The sequence below is a fragment of the Citrobacter sp. VF227 genome, assembly GCF_052950715.1.
Genome location: NZ_JBRFVF010000012.1, coordinates 1 through 16,601 on the forward strand (window position 1 = coordinate 1; position 16,601 = coordinate 16,601).

Here is a 16,601-nt window from a genome sequence, read left to right on the forward strand (position 1 = left end):
AATGTGAGATATAGTGAATAGATATGATGTGATATAAAGAAAAACCCCCTGCAAAAACAGAGGGTTGAGTTCGAAATTGAATAGAAATGATTAGCTACGAGTTAGCTGTAAATCATTCCCACTCAATGGTAGCTGGCGGCTTACCGCTGATGTCATACACCACGCGGGAAATACCGTTAACTTCGTTGATGATGCGGTTAGAGACTCGGCCTAAGAAGTCATACGGCAGATGCGCCCAGTGGGCGGTCATAAAGTCGATGGTCTCAACAGCACGCAGGGAAACAACCCAGTCGTACTTACGGCCATCGCCCATGACGCCAACGGAACGCACCGGCAGGAACACGGTGAACGCCTGACTGACTTTGTTGTACAGGTCAGCTTTGTGCAATTCTTCAATGAAGATAGCATCCGCACGACGCAGCAGGTCGCAGTACTCTTTCTTCACTTCGCCCAGTACGCGCACGCCGAGACCCGGCCCCGGGAACGGGTGACGGTACAGCATGTCGTATGGCAGGCCCAGCTCCAGACCAATCTTACGCACTTCGTCTTTGAACAGCTCACGTAGCGGTTCAACCAGACCCATCTTCATCTCTTTCGGCAGGCCGCCGACGTTATGGTGAGATTTAATGACGTGCGCTTTACCGGTGGCGGAAGCCGCGGATTCAATCACGTCAGGGTAGATAGTACCCTGCGCCAGCCATTTCACATCTTCCAGTTTCAGCGCTTCTTCGTCGAACACTTCAACGAATACGCGGCCGATGATCTTACGTTTCGCTTCCGGATCGTTCTCACCTTTCAGCGCGTCCAGGAAACGCTGTTCGCCTTCAACGTGAACGATGTTCAGTCCAAAGTGGTCACCAAACATATCCATTACCTGCTGGGCTTCGTTCAGGCGCAGCAGACCGTTGTCAACGAACACACAGGTCAGGTTTTTACCGATCGCACGGTGCAGCAGCATCGCGGTGACGGAGGAGTCCACGCCACCGGACAGGCCGAGGATCACTTTATCATTGCCAACCTGCTCGCGAATGCGGGCAACGGCGTCATCGATAATTTTTGCCGGCGTCCATAGCGCTTCACACTGACAGATATCGCGCACAAAGCGCTCCAGCATACGCATGCCCTGACGGGTGTGGGTCACTTCCGGGTGGAACTGCACGCCGTAGAAGCGTTTTTCTTCGTGCGCCATAATGGCGAACGGGCAGTTGTCGGTACTGGCGACAGTAACGAAACCTTCCGGGATAGCGGTCACTTTATCGCCGTGACTCATCCATACGTCCAGCAGCGGTTTGCCATCGGCGGTCAGGGAGTCTTCAATACCACGCACCAGCGCGCTGTCGGTCTGAACCTCTACCTGCGCATAGCCGAATTCACGTTCGTTAGATCCTTCAACATGACCACCGAGCTGCATTGCCATAGTCTGCATGCCGTAGCAGACGCCGAATACCGGCACACCGGCATTGAAAACGTATTCTGGCGCGCGCGGGCTGTTTGCTTCGGTGGTGCTTTCCGGACCACCGGAAAGAATGATACCGCTTGGGTTGAATTCGCGAATTTGTGCTTCCGTAACATCCCATGCCCACAGTTCACAGTAGACGCCCAGTTCACGTACGCGACGTGCAACCAACTGAGTATACTGCGAGCCGAAATCGAGGATGAGAATGCGATGTTTATGAATATTGTCTGTCATTGACGCTAATTCCGAGGCAAGTGAAACAAATTCGCCCGGCATATAGCCGGGCGCGGAAACTTATCAGGAGCCCATGCGGTAGTTAGGGGACTCTTTGGTGATGGTCACATCGTGAACGTGACTTTCCTGAATACCCGCACCGCTGATGCGTACAAACTCTGCTTGAGTGCGCAGCGCGTCGATAGTACCACAGCCGGTCAGGCCCATACAGGAGCGCAGGCCACCCATCTGCTGGTGGATGATCTCTTTCAGGCGGCCTTTATACGCTACACGGCCTTCGATACCTTCCGGGACCAGTTTGTCAGCAGCGTTATCGCTCTGGAAGTAACGGTCGGAGGAGCCTTTGGACATCGCACCCAGAGAGCCCATACCGCGGTATGATTTGTAAGAACGGCCCTGGTACAGTTCGATTTCGCCCGGGGATTCTTCGGTACCCGCCAGCATGGAACCAACCATCACTGCAGCAGCACCGGCAGCGATTGCTTTCGCGATGTCGCCGGAGAAGCGAATACCGCCATCGGCGATAACCGGAATACCGGTGCCTTCCAGCGCTTCAACGGCGTCAGAAACAGCGGTGATCTGCGGTACACCTACGCCGGTCACGATACGAGTCGTACAGATGGAGCCAGGGCCGATACCGACTTTAACCGCGCTGCAGCCGGCTTCCGCCAGTGCGCGAGCGCCTGCGCCCGTTGCAACGTTACCGCCGATGATCTGCAGATCCGGATATTTAGCGCGAGTTTCACGAATACGCTGCAATACGCCTTCAGAGTGACCGTGAGAGGAGTCAATCAGCAGTACGTCAACGCCCGCGGCAACCAGCGCGTCAACACGCTCTTCGTTACCAGCACCCGCGCCGACAGCAGCGCCAACGCGCAGACGACCATGCTCGTCTTTACAGGCGTTAGGTTTACGTTCTGCTTTCTGGAAATCTTTAACCGTGATCATGCCGAGCAGGTGGAAGCTGTCATCAACAACCAACGCTTTTTCAACGCGTTTTTCGTGCATTTTGGCAAAAACAACATCACGCGCTTCACCTTCGCGAACGGTCACCAGACGCTCTTTCGGGGTCATGTAAACGCTCACTGGCTGGCTGAGATCGGTCACAAAACGTACGTCGCGACCGGTGATGATGCCGACCAGTTCGTTATCTTCCGTCACAACCGGGTAGCCTGCAAAACCGTTACGCTCGGTCAGTTCTTTCACTTCGCGCAGCGTGGTGGTTGGCAGTACGGTCTGTGGGTCAGTTACCACGCCAGATTCGTGTTTCTTCACGCGGCGAACTTCTTCCGCCTGGCGCTCGATGGACATGTTTTTGTGGATAAAACCGATGCCGCCTTCCTGGGCCAGAGCAATTGCCAGGCGCGCTTCCGTCACGGTGTCCATTGCTGCGGAGAGCATAGGAATGTTCAGGCGAATGGTTTTCGTCAACTGGGTGCTGAGGTCAGCAGTATTCGGCAGAACGGTAGAATGAGCGGGAACGAGGAGGACGTCGTCAAACGTCAGGGCTTCTTTTGCGATACGTAGCATGGGCAATATCTCACCTGGGAGGTTATTAAATATTGCCGCGGCATTATACAGAGCGTAACCGATTGCATCCACACTTTTTTGCAAAAAAACCTTGCGCTCCTCTGTGGGCATGTTACTTTCGACTGAATAACCTGCTGATTTAGAATTTGATCCCGCTCACATGTTATCCTCTCAGACCACCTCAATTTTTACCGTAAGCCGCCTGAATCAGACGGTTCGTTTGCTGCTTGAGCAGGAAATGGGGCAAGTATGGATCAGCGGTGAAATATCCAATTTCACTCAGCCGTCCTCGGGTCACTGGTATTTCACGCTCAAAGATGACACCGCTCAGGTTCGCTGCGCGATGTTTCGCAACAGTAACCGCAGGGTAACGTTCCGCCCACAGCACGGGCAACAGGTACTGGTACGCGCCAACATTACATTGTATGAGCCGCGTGGGGACTACCAGATAATCGTCGAGAGCATGCAGCCAGCTGGCGAAGGCTTGTTGCAGCAAAAATATGAGCAACTGAAGGCCAAACTGCAGGCTGAAGGGCTGTTCGATCAGCAATTCAAAAAAACACTGCCCTCACCGGCCCACTGCGTCGGGGTTATCACCTCTAAAACCGGGGCTGCACTGCACGATATTCTTCACGTCCTGAAGCGTCGCGACCCTTCCCTGCCCGTTATTATCTACCCGACCGCAGTCCAGGGCGATGATGCGCCAGGACAAATTGTACGCGCCATTGAGCTGGCGAATGCCCGCAACGAATGCGACGTATTAATCGTCGGACGCGGCGGCGGCTCGCTGGAAGATTTATGGAGCTTTAACGACGAACGTGTAGCGCGAGCGATCTTTGCCAGCAACATTCCAGTAGTCAGCGCCGTCGGCCACGAAACTGACGTCACTATTGCCGATTTTGTCGGCGATCTGCGAGCGCCCACGCCATCAGCCGCGGCGGAGATTGTCAGCCGCAACCAACTTGAACTGCTGCGTCAAATTCAGCATGGTCAGCAGCGTCTGGAGATGGCGATGGACTACTATCTCGCCAACCGAACTCGTCGATTTACCCAGCTTTTTCACCGCTTGCAACAACAGCATCCGCAGTTGCGTCTGGCCCGCCAGCAGACCGTGCTGGAACGACTGCGTCAGAGAATGAACTTCGCACTTGAGAATAAGATCAAACAGGCGAATCAGCGTCAACAGCGCATACTACAGCGTCTGAATCAGCAAAACCTGCAGCCGCGTATCCACCGCACGCAAACACGTATTCAACAACTGGAATACCGACTGGCGGAAAATATTCGCTCGCGCGTCAGCGAGCAGCGAGAACGTTTTGGCAATGCGGTCACGCATCTGGAAGCCGTCAGCCCGCTGGCCACGTTGGCACGTGGTTATAGCGTCACTACCGCGACAGACGGCAAAGTGCTGAAGCAAACCAAACAGGTGAAGGCCGGTGATGTGCTCACCACCCGACTGTCTGATGGTTGGGTAGAGAGCGAAGTGAAAGGCGTAACGGTGGCAAAGAAAACGCGTAAGAAAAAGCCGGATTAAACCGGCACAAACTCCACGCGTTTCTTCGAAATCAGCCCATGGCCATTCTGACAGAAATAATCCACCGCGCCGCAGGCTTTTAACACTTGCAGTGGCAAATGGCATTCCGGACAACGCGCTTCCAGCTGAATATCTTTGTGACACTGCTCGCAGTGCGCCACACCGTTTTGTGGCTCCAGCTCAGCATGACAATCCGGGCATGTAATCGACATATCGTGTCCTTGTACAGAAAATGTATTCTTGTTTTTATTTTAACACCATGCGCGTAATGTGGCCCACGTAACTGCTGTTGTAACGTTAACAGGCACTCCACTTCTTCCGCACCGCATCGGTCATGGCTGATGATGTTCCCGTCGCGAAGATAAATCCGCAGACCTTTTGTCCGCCATCAGGTCCCGCATATTTGTTGAGCCAGATCGCCAGTGAATTTTCAACCACGGTACATGCGATGGGAAAGGCCTGGACTTGTTCAAACACCTCAAGATGGTGCAGGGAAAAGGTCGTGATAAACAAGATATCAAAAGGCTGAGTAAGCAGTTCTTCGAAGGATGTGCAACGCGTCACGCCTGCAGGCTGTTTAGTGGAGCGAACATCAAAACCCGCTCAGCGTAGTGAATCACTAAAGAGGTTATGTAATGCAGGCAAGTATGCCGTTTCAACGACTGCGCCAAGGCCAACAAACCCAAACAGCATGTTCTTACCTCGAAAATTAAATGGCCGGGACACAACGTCTGCCCCGGCACAAACGAGGTGGTATCAGGCGCTGGTCACCGGTTTAGTTTGCGTATTTTCCAGCATGCGACGAATCGGAACAATGAGGACGATCAGTACTGCAGCGCAGATCAGCAGCGCAATCGAACAGCGCGCGAAGAGATCCGGCAGCATATCCAGTTGGTCAGCCTTCACATGACCACCAATCAGACCCGCGGCCAGGTTACCCAGCGCACTGGCGCAGAACCACAGACCCATCATCTGCCCACGCATTCTTTCCGGTGCCAACAGCGTCATGGTTGCCAGACCAATCGGACTCAGACACAGTTCGCCAAGCGTAAGCATCAGAATACTGCCCACCAGCCAGAATGGTGAAACGCCTGCCCCGCCGTTGCTCAGCACGTTTTGCGCCGCCAGCATCATCAGACCAAAACCTGCCGCTGCACACAGAATACCGATAACAAATTTGGTGATGCTGCTCGGACGAATGTTCATGCTCGCCAGCTTCGGCCACGCCCAGCTAAACACAGGTGCCAGCAGAATGATAAACAGCGCGTTGATTGACTGGAACCAAACCGCCGGGATTTCAAAATCACCGATCATACGATTAGTGTAGTCATTGGCGAACAGGTTAAACGAGGTTGGTTTTTGCTCAAACGCCGACCAGAAGAACGCGGCGGAGACCAGCAGGATAAAACAAACCAGCAGTCTGGCGCGCTCTTTACGATTCAGACCAGCAAAGATAAACAGGTAGATGAAGTAGAGAGCAACGGATGCGGCGATCACGTACACCAGCATGCTGGCAACCGCGACCGGGTTTATCACAATCACGCCCTGCGCAATCAGCGTAACGATAACCACCACGCCGACGGCCAGCGCCAGCAGCCACGCGCCCACGCCGTTACGTTTCACAACAGGACTATTCCAGGTGGAATCCAGACCGACTTCGCTATCGTAGCGCTTCATCGACGGAACGGCAAAAACACGGAAAATAATCAGCGCGACCAGCATCCCGATGCCACCAATACCAAAACCCCAGTGCCAGCCGTGGGTTTTAATCAGCCAGCCGGAGATCAGCGGCGCGATGAACGACCCCATGTTGATGCCCATGTAGAACAGCGAGAAACCGCCGTCGCGGCGCGCATCGCCTTTTTTATACAGCGTGCCTACCATGACCGAAATACAGGTCTTAAACAGACCGGAGCCGAGCACGATAAACATCAGGCCGATAAAAAACAGGTTGTTCCCCATGATGGCCGAGAGCGCAATCGACAGATGGCCGAGCGCAATCAGAATGGAACCGTACCACACTGCTTTTTGCTGACCGAGCCAGTTATCCGCCAACCAGCCGCCCGGCAGCGCGGCGAGGTACATCGTACCGGCAAAGATACCCACGATCGCCGAGGCGTTTTCACGCGCCAGCCCCATGCCGCCGTCATAAACGGTAGCCGCCATAAACAGGATCAGTAACGGGCGAATGCCATAAAACGAGAAACGCTCCCACATCTCTGTGAAGAACAGCGAGCCGAGCGGATAAGGATGGCCGAAGAAAGTTCGGCTTTCTTTTTGATTAACAGAGGATTGCATAATTCTCCCGAAAGTTATGTCGTCGTGCGTGTAGACACCGCGATGTACGCCAGTCAGTTACGTATCTGACCGATTTTTTACATGCGGCGAAAATTTATTTAACCATTTGATAACCTAAGACTAGTTTTGTCTAGTACCAGACCCCGGACTTTAAGATGAAAACTCGACAAATGTCTACTTTCTTAGATTTAAACTTGGTAAAAAACGAATAGTAATTGACATCGCACGGGTTGAGGCTGGCGATGAATTAACGAAAAAAACCCGCGACAAGCGCGGGTTTTTATCAGCATCAAGCAACGATCACTTGCTTTTTTTAATATGCTTAATCAAACGCTTACGTTTACGCATCTGAGTGGGAGTCAACGTATTGCGTTTGTTAGCAAACGGGTTTTCTCCTTCTTTAAACTGAATGCGGATCGGCGTCCCCATCACGTTCAAAGATTTACGGAAATAGTTCATCAGATAGCGCTTGTACGAATCCGGCAGGTCTTTAACCTGATTGCCGTGGATCACCACGATTGGCGGGTTATAACCACCGGCGTGAGCATATTTCAGCTTAACGCGACGACCACGCACCAGCGGCGGCTGATGATCTTCTACCGCCATGGTCATGATGCGAGTCAGCATCGCGGTGCTAACGCGGCGGGTGGAGCTGTCGTACGCTTCACGGACCGATTCAAACAGATTACCGACACCGCTGCCGTGCAGCGCAGAGATAAAGTGTACGCGCGCAAAATCAATAAAGCCCAGACGGAAGTCCAGCGTCTCTTTGACCTGCTCTTTCACTTCCTGTGTCAGGCCATCCCACTTATTGACTACGATAACGAGTGAGCGTCCACTATTGAGGATAAAGCCCAGCAGCGACAGGTCCTGATCGGAAATACCTTCGCGCGCGTCAATCACCAGCATCACCACGTTGGCGTCTTCAATCGCCTGCAGCGTTTTGATAACTGAAAATTTTTCTACCGCTTCGGTAATTTTGCCGCGCTTGCGCACGCCTGCGGTATCGATGAGCACATATTCGCGTTCATCACGCTGCATTGGGATATAAATACTGTCACGCGTGGTCCCCGGCATGTCGTAAACCACCACACGATCTTCGCCGAGAATACGGTTAGTAAGCGTGGACTTACCTACGTTCGGACGACCAACAATCGCCAGTTTGATCGGCAGATCCTGCGGGTTGAAATCGTCTTCAGGCTCTTCTTCGCCGTTTTCTTTGGCTTCCAGTTGCGCCCAATATTCCGCGTCTTCGTCCACTTCTTCCTGCGGAGCAACGTCATCCATCCACGGCAGCAGAACATGTTCCAGCAGGCTAAGAACGCCACGACCATGAGACGCCGCGATCGGATAAATTTCGCCCAACCCCAGTGAGTAAAAATCAACAACCGCCTGGTCAGGATCGAGTCCGTCAGTTTTGTTGGCGACCAGGAACGTCGGTTTCTGGCGCGAACGCAGATGCTTCGCAATAGCTTCATCTGCAGGCATCAGGCCAGCACGCGCATCCACCATGAACAGCACAACGTCCGCTTCTTCAATAGCCAACAGCGACTGTTCCGCCATACGGGTTTCAACACCGTCTTCGGTGCCATCAATACCGCCGGTATCAATACAGATAAACTCGCGGCCTTCAATTTCCGCACGACCGTACTTACGGTCACGAGTCAGACCCGGGAAATCCGCAACCAGCGCATCTCGGGTGCGAGTTAGACGGTTAAATAACGTGGATTTGCCAACGTTAGGGCGCCCGACAAGCGCGACCACAGGTACCATGTTTAAAGCCTCATTTAAAAAATCATCAGACAACGGGCGCATTTTGCGCCGTTGTTAAAAACAGTAAAACGGCCCCTGCATCCAGGAGCCGTTTTTCAAAGCGAGCGGCCGGGACGATTAACGCGTAATAGAGTACAGCGTACCGTCTTTCGCCTGGATCAGCAGTTTACCATCAGCAGAGACCGGCTCAGTCAGGAAACCAGAGCTGTCAACTTTCTGCTGGGCAACAAAACGGCCATCGTCAACGTTGATCCAGTGCAGGTAGCCTTCGCTATCACCCACAACCAGATTGCCGTTATACAATACCGGGGACGTCAGCAGACGGTGCAGCAGATCGCTTTGCGTCCACAGCGTCACGCCGCCGTCGGTGGTCAGCGCCAGTACGCGGTCGTTCTGGTCAACCAGGTAGATACGGTTACCGTCGACGATAAAATCATTCACCGAGCCCAGTTCACGTTTCCACATGATCTGACCGCTACGCAGATCCAGCGCCGTCAGGTTACCATTATAAGCCAGCGCGTAAACAACGCCATTGACGATAACCGGTGTGGTATCAACGTCGCTCAGACGATCGATTTCCGTTGGACCTGTCGCCTGCGAAATGCGTTGCTGCCAAATCATCTGGCCCTGCTGCATCAGCACGGCGCTTACGCGACCATTATCGCCACCGACAATGGCAGCGCCAAAAGCGGTCGCTGGCGCAGATTCTCCGCGCAGTGACAGAGAAGGCATATCGAGGTTAACGGTCCATTTGATGGCGCCGTCAGCTTCGTTCAAGGCTTGCAGTTGGCCGTTACTGGTGTGGATCAACACCATGCCATCGCTAACAACCGGACGAGACAGCGCTTCCCCGGCAACTTTCGTCTGCCATGCGGTGGTACCGTCGCTGGTGTTCAGCGCATAAACCTGCGCTTTCTCACTGCCGATATAAACATGCCCGCCGGATACGGTGACACCGCCAGAAAGCTGTGCTGATGCACGGGAGAACCAGCCGTCTTTCTCACCCAGATTAACCGACCAGACTTCTTTACCGTCGTCTGCATTCAACGCTTTCACGACACCGGCGCGTGAAGCTGCATAGACAACATTATCCGCCAGCGCAGGATGAAGATTGGAATAGAAATCGCCAATACCGTTGCCTACAGAGGTGCTCCATGCAGTGGACGGAGTAAACTGGTTTTCAACCACCGGTAATGGGGACATCTTAACGACATCTTCTTCGCCACTAAACAGTGAACAGCCGCTCAATAGGGTAACAGAAAGCAGCCCTGGCAGAAGTAATTTACGCAATTGCATCGGGTCCCTCTCAGATGGACAAATTATTGATTTTCATCTGCATCATTTCGCTCAGAGCAGGAGAGGCATCGCTTTTCACGCCCGCTTCCCATGCGCTACGCGCGCCTTGTTTGTCGCCTTTGCTCAGCAACGCTTCACCGCGCAGATCGGCAACAATGGCCGCCCACCCTTCACCCTTAATGGTGTCGAGCGTTTTCAGCGCGGTATCAGCCTGTTTAAGCTGAACCTGAACACGAGCCAGACGCAGGTTAATCACCGCTTTGAGATTTTCATCGCTGGTCGCAGCTAAACCTTGTTGTAATTGGCTTGCAGCTTTCTCTAGTTCATTTTGGTCAACAAACTGTTGCGCCAGTTCCAGTGAAGCTAACGCGCCGTAAGTATTTTTGTTCTCTGCGGCAAATTTCTCTGCAGCAGGAATGCTATCCGGTTTACCCGAGCTAACCGCAGTCACCGTATTTTGATAAGCCAGAGAAGCAGAGCGTGCGGACTCTGTCTGATGGCTGGTCCAGTAACGCCAGCCAACCAGCGCGCCAACCCCTAAAATGATCCCAACAGCCAGCGCTTTGCCATTTTCAGCAAAGAAGCGTTTTACCGCATCAACCTGGTCGTTTTCGTTCTCGTAAATTTCCACGCTGTCCTTCTCCTTAGCCCAATAGAGTGCGCAAATGCGCGGCAACGCTATCCTGCGCTACTGCCGTTTGCTCACCAGAGCGCAAATCCTTCACTACAACAGTACCGTCAGCCACTTCGGACTCGCCCAGTACTAGTGCAACGCGGGCGCCCCACTTATCGGCGCGGGCAAACTGTTTCTTAAAGTTGCCGCCGCCGTGGTTTGTCATCAGTTTCACACCAGGAACTTCATCGCGCAGACGTTCTGCAAGTCGCATTGCCGCTGACTGCGTGTCTGCCCCTGAAGCGACCAGGTATATATCGACAACAGGATCTGCGTTAAATTCCGGATTAACTGCCTGAACTAACAAAACAAGTCGTTCAAGGCCCATAGCAAAGCCTACCGCCGGCGTTGCGCGGCCGCCAAGTTGCTCTACCAGACCGTCATAACGACCACCTGCACACACGGTACCTTGTGAGCCCAGGCTGGTGGTGACCCACTCAAATACGGTACGGTTGTAGTAATCAAGACCACGAACCAGACGCTGATTGACGGTGTAGGCAATACCTGCGGATTCCAGCAGTTTGCACAAGCCTGCAAAATGCTCGCGCGAGTCGTCATCCAGATAGTCGCCCAGCGCAGGCGCATCGTTGAGTAGTGCCTGTACTTCCGGGTTTTTGGAGTCGAGCACGCGCAACGGGTTGGTGTACATGCGGCGCTTACAGTCTTCGTCCAGTTTATCTTTATACTGTTCCAGATAAGCGACCAGCGCATCACGGTAGTTCGCACGTGCTTCAAGCGAACCAATGGAGTTCAGTTCAAGTCTCACATGCTGGGAAATACCCAGCGCACGCCACCAGCGGGCGGTCAGCAGAATGAGTTCAGCATCGATGTCCGGGCCTTGCAGGCCAAAAACTTCGCAACCCAACTGATGGAATTGACGATAGCGCCCTTTTTGCGGACGTTCGTGGCGGAACATCGGCCCGATATACCACAGACGCTGTTCCTGATTGTACAGGAGACCATGTTCGATGCCGGCGCGTACGCAGCCCGCAGTCCCTTCAGGACGCAACGTCAGGCTGTCGCCATTACGGTCCTCAAAGGTATACATCTCTTTTTCAACCACGTCGGTGACTTCACCAATCGCGCGTTTGAATAACGGGGTCTGCTCTACAATCGGCAAGCGGATTTCACTGTAACCATAGCTGCCGAGCACGTTTTTGAGAGTGCCTTCAATGCGCTGCCAGATGGCGGTTTCGCCAGGCAGATAATCGTTCATGCCGCGAATGGCTTGAATGTTTTTTGCCACGTTTATTCTCTTTATGAATATAAAAATGAACCCTCAGCGCTAACCCGAACAATGCGGGCGCCATGCGGGTTCAATCATACACGGGAAGCACGCCGCTTCCCATCACGTTGTTATTTTTCAAGCTGCTGCACGTCGATACGACGCGCTTCGTCCAGAATACTTGCTTTAGCACGAATGCGGGCTTCAAGCTGCGTAATCATGTCGTCGTTATCGAGTCTGTCCTTACGCACTCCGTCTTCATACAGACCGCTTTTCTTGTTACCGCCCGTCACGCCCAGCGTAGAAACCAGCGCTTCACCAGGGCCGTTTACCACGCAACCGATGATCGAAACATCCATTGGCGTAATGATATCTTCCAGGCGTTGCTCCAGCGCGTTCACCGTGCCGATAACGTCAAACTCCTGACGCGAGCAGGTTGGGCAAGCGATAAAGTTGATCCCGCGCGCACGAATGCGCAGCGATTTCAGGATGTCGAAGCCAACTTTGATCTCTTCCACCGGATCGGCAGCCAAAGAAACGCGCAGCGTATCGCCGATCCCTTCAGACAGCAGCAACCCTAAACCGATCGCGGATTTTACCGCCCCGCTGCGTGCACCACCGGCTTCGGTGATCCCCAGATGCAACGGCTGATCAATCTGTTTCGCCAGCAAGCGATAAGACTCTACGGCGAGGAAAACGTCAGACGCTTTAACGCTGACTTTGAATTGATCGAAGTTGAGGCGATCGAGGTGATCCACATGGCGCATAGCAGATTCCAGCAGCGCTTGCGGCGTCGGTTCTCCGTATTTTTCCTGCAGATCTTTTTCCAGCGAACCGGCATTAACGCCGATGCGGATCGGAATATTTTTATCACGAGCGCAGTCAACCACCATGCGAATGCGCTCTTCGTTGCCGATATTGCCAGGGTTAATGCGCAGGCAATCAACGCCGTATTCCGCCACCTTCAGCGCGATACGATAGTCGAAGTGAATATCGGCAACCAGCGGGACGTTAACCTGCTGTTTGATAAGCTTGAACGCCTCTGCTGCATCCATTGTCGGTACAGAGACACGAACAATGTCTGCGCCTACGCGTTCCAGCGCTTTAATCTGATTAACCGTTGCTTCCACATCTGTGGTACGCGTATTGGTCATCGACTGTACGGCGATGGGAGCGCCATCGCCGATCGGCACGTTCCCAACGTAAATTCGTGTCGATTTTCTACGTTGAATTGGAGCCTGGTTATGCATTAAAAAATCTCCCGCATTGCCGTCTGTTACTGAGCCGGTGATTGTTCGGCATTAACGGTCAGACGCGCAACCTGGTTAGTTCTGATAAAACGACTCAGGTCGACAGGTTTACCCTGGAACTGAATCTGCACTGCCGCCGGAGCGCCAATTTTCAGTTTGTACGGCGCCTGACCGGTCAGATTCAGATTGCCATCTTTACGCTGCATCCCGCTGAACAGTTTCTTACCGGTCGCATCGGTGACTTCCAGCCAGCAGTCGGCGGTAAAGTTCATTACCAGCGCGTTAGGATCGCCAGCCGGTGTTGTAACGCCCGCCTGGTCAGTCGGCAACGGTGCTGCGGCGGCCGGAGCGGTTGGCGCTGTGATTGCGGTATCAACGTTAGCCTGAGAAGGTGCTACAACGGCGTTCTGTTGCGCATCAGCAGCCGGAGCCTGAGTCGCTGCGGCATCTTGTTGCGCTGGCGCCGCATCCGTTACCGCGCCATTTTCAGCTACCGACGTGGTATCCTGGCTTGCCGCAGCGCTGGTATCTAACGGTACATTCTGCGCACCCTCTTTACCGGCATTCAACTCAGCGGAGGATTGATCGACCATGGTGGTGATCTCTTCCTGCTGCGCTTTATGGTTCTGCCACCACCAGGCACCTGTCAGTCCGACAACGACAAACAGTACCAGCCAGGTAAAGGTCATTAACCAGCCGTCGCGTTTCTTACGACGCTTACCGAGCGAAAAGCTCTGCATCGGCGCGACTTTAGCAGGACGAATCGGAGCCTGTTTTTCCAGCCCTGGCAACAGTTCTTCTTCAGGAATATGCACCAGACGCGCATAAGAACGGATATACCCGCGCAGGAATGTTGAAGCGAGATCGGCTGGCGCCTTATCTTCTTCAATATCGCGTACCGTGGAGACCTTCAGGCAAAGTCGCTCCGCGACTGCCTGCTGGCTGAATCCGAGTTGTTCACGGGCATTGCGCAGACGAACGCCGGTGGAGAGTGCTTCATTTTTGTCGTGCGTGGCTTCAGTATTCATTCGCTACAGCTGCGTAATATTTGGGTTCTGATGCCGGCGAGCCATAATGCTCACCCACACCGCGAAACATCTGGTCAGTTAACCTTCGTCAGACAGTATAAAACCGTCAGACCATCAATGACAAAACAGCGTAAACCTGAGGGTTAAACGCTTGTTGCGCCGTTACATACTGCCTTAAAGTCGACAAAAACGCACCGTTATTATTGACCTGACGACAACAACAAGGAACCTCATCTGGCTTACGTTGCACTACGGTACATGAATTATACCGTAGTGCACTCAACATCAAACAGTCTTGATGTCGATAGCGTCGCCCTGCATACGCTTACGCAGAGTACGCTTGGTACGGTCGATAACGTCGCCCGCCAGCTGACCGCAGGCTGCATCAATGTCATCGCCACGTGTTTTACGCACGATGGTGGTGAAACCATAGCTCATCAACACTTTGGAGAAACGATCGATACGGCTGTTAGAGCTACGACCATACGGCGCGCCCGGGAACGGGTTCCACGGGATCAGGTTGATCTTACACGGCGTATCTTTCAGCAGCTCGGCCAACTGATGCGCGTGTTCCGTGCCATCATTGATGTGATCCAACATCACATATTCAATGGTTACACGACCCTGGTTAGCGTTGGATTTCTCCAGATAACGACGGACGGCGCCAAGGAACGTTTCGATATTGTACTTTTTGTTGATAGGCACAATTTCGTCACGAATTTCATCGTTCGGCGCATGCAGAGAAATCGCCAGCGCGACGTCGATCATATCGCCCAGCTTATCCAGCGCAGGCACAACGCCCGAGGTGGAGAGCGTAACGCGACGCTTGGACAGCCCGAAACCAAAGTCGTCCAGCATGATTTCCATCGCTGGCACCACGTTGGTCAGGTTGAGCAGAGGCTCGCCCATCCCCATCATCACCACGTTGGTGATAGGACGCACGCCCGTTGCTTTCACCGCGCCGACGATTTTCGCCGCACGCCAGACCTGACCAATGATTTCCGACACCCGCAGGTTACGGTTAAAGCCCTGTTGCGCTGTAGAGCAGAATTTACACTCTAATGCACAACCGACTTGTGAAGAAACACACAGGGTAGCGCGATCGTCTTCCGGGATATACACGGTTTCTACGCGTTGATCGCCAACCGCAATGGCCCATTTGATCGTACCGTCAGAGGAACGCTGCTCTTCCACCACTTCCGGGGCGCGAATTTCAGCCACTTCTTTCAGCTTGTTACGCAGCACTTTATTGATGTCAGTCATGTCATCAAAGTTGTCGCTGCAATAGTGATACATCCACTTCATGACCTGATCGGCACGAAACGGTTTTTCGCCCATTTCTTTGAAGAATTCGCGCATTTGCTGACGGTTCAGATCCAGCAGGTTAATTTTTCCATTTTTATTTGGAACCGCAGGAATGACGACTTCAGAGGTGTTAACTAATTCAGACATAATTTTTTCCGGCCTCGTTGTTACACGTTGTGGCCCGTGGAGGGTTAAAAAGAAACGCCCCGGCAAGCGATCTGCTCTTCCGGGGCGTTGCATTGTACAAAGTCTGGCGCAGGGATGCCACGTTTGCACGAAGCATTAGCGAAAATAATATGTAAATCGCTAATTCATCTCCAAAGGATTTCGCGTCGCAGGAAGGCGGCAAGTTCGAGCATCCCCGGGAGCATAGAAAACTATGTGACCGGAGTAAACGAACGCAGCCAACGCATCTGCGACGTGAAAGACGCGGGAGATTAGCGAGTACGAGGGCAAACCTCGCCTTCCCCAAAGAAATAGGCGATTTCGCGCGCCGCTGACTCAACGGAATCGGAACCGTGGGTACCGTTCTCAGTAAAGCTGTCAGCGTAATCTGCGCGCAGAGTGCCTGCCAGCGCATTTGCCGGGTTGGTTGCGCCCAGCAGATCGCGGTGGCGCTGTACGGCATTTTCGCTTTCCAGAACAGAAACAACGATCGGACCAGAGGTCATGAACTCAACCAGACCGTCAAAAAACGGCTTGCCATCATGCTCGGCGTAGAAGCCGCGCGCCTGCTCAACGGTCAGGTGCAGCATTTTAGTACCGACAATTTTGAACCCTGCAGCTTCAAAGCGCGCAAAGATGCTCCCAATAACGTTTTTTGCCACCGCGTTTGGTTTGATGATGGAAAAAGTACGTTCAATAGCCATGATTACCTCTGAAAAAGATGTTTTGTTGTGGTTTACCTGGCGCGGATTATAAAGAGCATCCTGGCAATTGACTATTGACGAAGATAACATTTCTTTAAAATAAGATGAATTTTAGCAACAAACAGTAACC

13 protein-coding genes and 1 pseudogene are annotated in these 16,601 nt (G+C 53.1%); 1 reads left to right on the forward strand and 13 read right to left on the reverse strand.

All coding sequences use genetic code 11. From position 1 onward, the window contains the following. Positions 1 to 112: 112 nt before the first annotated feature. Both guaA and guaB read right to left on the reverse strand, forming a co-directional pair. Positions 113 to 1,690 (reverse strand): glutamine-hydrolyzing GMP synthase, encoded by a 1,578-nt coding sequence (gene guaA / locus ACU8YC_RS22375; RefSeq protein ID WP_151217648.1) that lies wholly within the window; start codon positions 1,688 to 1,690, stop codon positions 113 to 115. A gap of 63 nt (positions 1,691 to 1,753) precedes the next feature. Next, positions 1,754 to 3,220: an IMP dehydrogenase gene (gene guaB, locus ACU8YC_RS22380; protein ID WP_187253548.1), complete on the reverse strand. Its 1,467-nt coding sequence runs from the start codon at positions 3,218 to 3,220 to the stop codon at positions 1,754 to 1,756. 160 nt (positions 3,221 to 3,380) lie between these two features. Between guaB and xseA the strand changes: the two genes are divergently transcribed. After that, on the forward strand, positions 3,381 to 4,754 hold the full coding sequence (gene xseA, locus ACU8YC_RS22385; protein WP_252837832.1) for an exodeoxyribonuclease VII large subunit: 1,374 nt from the start codon (positions 3,381 to 3,383) through the stop codon (positions 4,752 to 4,754). Here the strand turns inward: xseA and ACU8YC_RS22390 are convergent. The 11 genes and pseudogenes from ACU8YC_RS22390 to ndk all read right to left on the reverse strand — a co-directional run bounded on the left by ACU8YC_RS22390 (position 4,751) and on the right by ndk (position 16,471). Beyond that, on the reverse strand, positions 4,751 to 4,966 hold the full coding sequence (locus ACU8YC_RS22390; protein WP_187253550.1) for a zinc ribbon domain-containing protein: 216 nt from the start codon (positions 4,964 to 4,966) through the stop codon (positions 4,751 to 4,753). The genes xseA and ACU8YC_RS22390 overlap by 4 nt on opposite strands. Positions 4,967 to 5,156: 190 nt before the next feature. Then, positions 5,157 to 5,447 (reverse strand): annotated as a pseudogene (locus ACU8YC_RS22395) (oxidoreductase); the annotation flags it as partial. A 63-nt stretch (positions 5,448 to 5,510) separates the two neighbouring features. Beyond that, complete coding sequence (locus tag ACU8YC_RS22400; RefSeq protein WP_151217651.1) at positions 5,511 to 7,052, reverse strand: peptide MFS transporter; 1,542 nt, start codon at positions 7,050 to 7,052, stop codon at positions 5,511 to 5,513. Positions 7,053 to 7,352: 300 nt separating this feature from the next. Beyond that, entirely contained in the window at positions 7,353 to 8,825 is a 1,473-nt protein-coding gene (der, locus tag ACU8YC_RS22405) for a ribosome biogenesis GTPase Der (RefSeq protein ID WP_079939511.1), read from the reverse strand. Between the two features lie 117 nt (positions 8,826 to 8,942). Continuing rightward, a complete protein-coding gene (bamB, locus tag ACU8YC_RS22410) occupies positions 8,943 to 10,121 on the reverse strand; it encodes an outer membrane protein assembly factor BamB (protein ID WP_151217652.1) in 1,179 nt (392 codons plus the stop codon). Between the two features lie 10 nt (positions 10,122 to 10,131). Further along, positions 10,132 to 10,752: a YfgM family protein gene (locus ACU8YC_RS22415; RefSeq protein WP_446895757.1), complete on the reverse strand. Its 621-nt coding sequence runs from the start codon at positions 10,750 to 10,752 to the stop codon at positions 10,132 to 10,134. A gap of 13 nt (positions 10,753 to 10,765) precedes the next feature. Next, entirely contained in the window at positions 10,766 to 12,040 is a 1,275-nt protein-coding gene (gene hisS, locus ACU8YC_RS22420) for a histidine--tRNA ligase (protein ID WP_151224082.1), read from the reverse strand. 110 nt (positions 12,041 to 12,150) lie between these two features. Further along, positions 12,151 to 13,269 carry a flavodoxin-dependent (E)-4-hydroxy-3-methylbut-2-enyl-diphosphate synthase gene (gene ispG, locus ACU8YC_RS22425; protein WP_016154000.1) on the reverse strand — a complete coding sequence of 373 codons (1,119 nt, stop codon included), beginning with the start codon at positions 13,267 to 13,269 and terminating at the stop codon, positions 12,151 to 12,153. Between the two features lie 26 nt (positions 13,270 to 13,295). Further along, the gene (rodZ, locus tag ACU8YC_RS22430; protein WP_446895758.1) at positions 13,296 to 14,297 is read right to left on the reverse strand and encodes a cytoskeleton protein RodZ; all 1,002 of its coding nucleotides are present in this window, start codon (positions 14,295 to 14,297) and stop codon (positions 13,296 to 13,298) included. 285 nt (positions 14,298 to 14,582) lie between these two features. Then, positions 14,583 to 15,749 (reverse strand): bifunctional tRNA (adenosine(37)-C2)-methyltransferase TrmG/ribosomal RNA large subunit methyltransferase RlmN, encoded by a 1,167-nt coding sequence (locus tag ACU8YC_RS22435; RefSeq protein ID WP_003037713.1) that lies wholly within the window; start codon positions 15,747 to 15,749, stop codon positions 14,583 to 14,585. 290 nt (positions 15,750 to 16,039) lie between these two features. Next, on the reverse strand, positions 16,040 to 16,471 hold the full coding sequence (gene ndk, locus ACU8YC_RS22440; RefSeq protein WP_003037710.1) for a nucleoside-diphosphate kinase: 432 nt from the start codon (positions 16,469 to 16,471) through the stop codon (positions 16,040 to 16,042). Positions 16,472 to 16,601: the final 130 nt, after the last annotated feature.

Excerpts from the sequence above, each read along its gene's own strand:
- guaA (WP_151217648.1), bottom strand. The coding sequence starts at position 1,690 with ATGACAGACAATATTCATAAACATCGCATTCTCATCCTCGATTTCGGC.
- guaB (WP_187253548.1), bottom strand. The coding sequence starts at position 3,220 with ATGCTACGTATCGCAAAAGAAGCCCTGACGTTTGACGACGTCCTCCTC.
- xseA (WP_252837832.1), top strand. The coding sequence starts at position 3,381 with ATGTTATCCTCTCAGACCACCTCAATTTTTACCGTAAGCCGCCTGAAT.
- ACU8YC_RS22390 (WP_187253550.1), bottom strand. The coding sequence starts at position 4,966 with ATGTCGATTACATGCCCGGATTGTCATGCTGAGCTGGAGCCACAAAAC.
- ACU8YC_RS22400 (WP_151217651.1), bottom strand. The coding sequence starts at position 7,052 with ATGCAATCCTCTGTTAATCAAAAAGAAAGCCGAACTTTCTTCGGCCAT.
- der (WP_079939511.1), bottom strand. The coding sequence starts at position 8,825 with ATGGTACCTGTGGTCGCGCTTGTCGGGCGCCCTAACGTTGGCAAATCC.
- bamB (WP_151217652.1), bottom strand. The coding sequence starts at position 10,121 with ATGCAATTGCGTAAATTACTTCTGCCAGGGCTGCTTTCTGTTACCCTA.
- ispG (WP_016154000.1), bottom strand. The coding sequence starts at position 13,269 with ATGCATAACCAGGCTCCAATTCAACGTAGAAAATCGACACGAATTTAC.
- rodZ (WP_446895758.1), bottom strand. The coding sequence starts at position 14,297 with ATGAATACTGAAGCCACGCACGACAAAAATGAAGCACTCTCCACCGGC.
- ACU8YC_RS22435 (WP_003037713.1), bottom strand. The coding sequence starts at position 15,749 with ATGTCTGAATTAGTTAACACCTCTGAAGTCGTCATTCCTGCGGTTCCA.
- ndk (WP_003037710.1), bottom strand. The coding sequence starts at position 16,471 with ATGGCTATTGAACGTACTTTTTCCATCATCAAACCAAACGCGGTGGCA.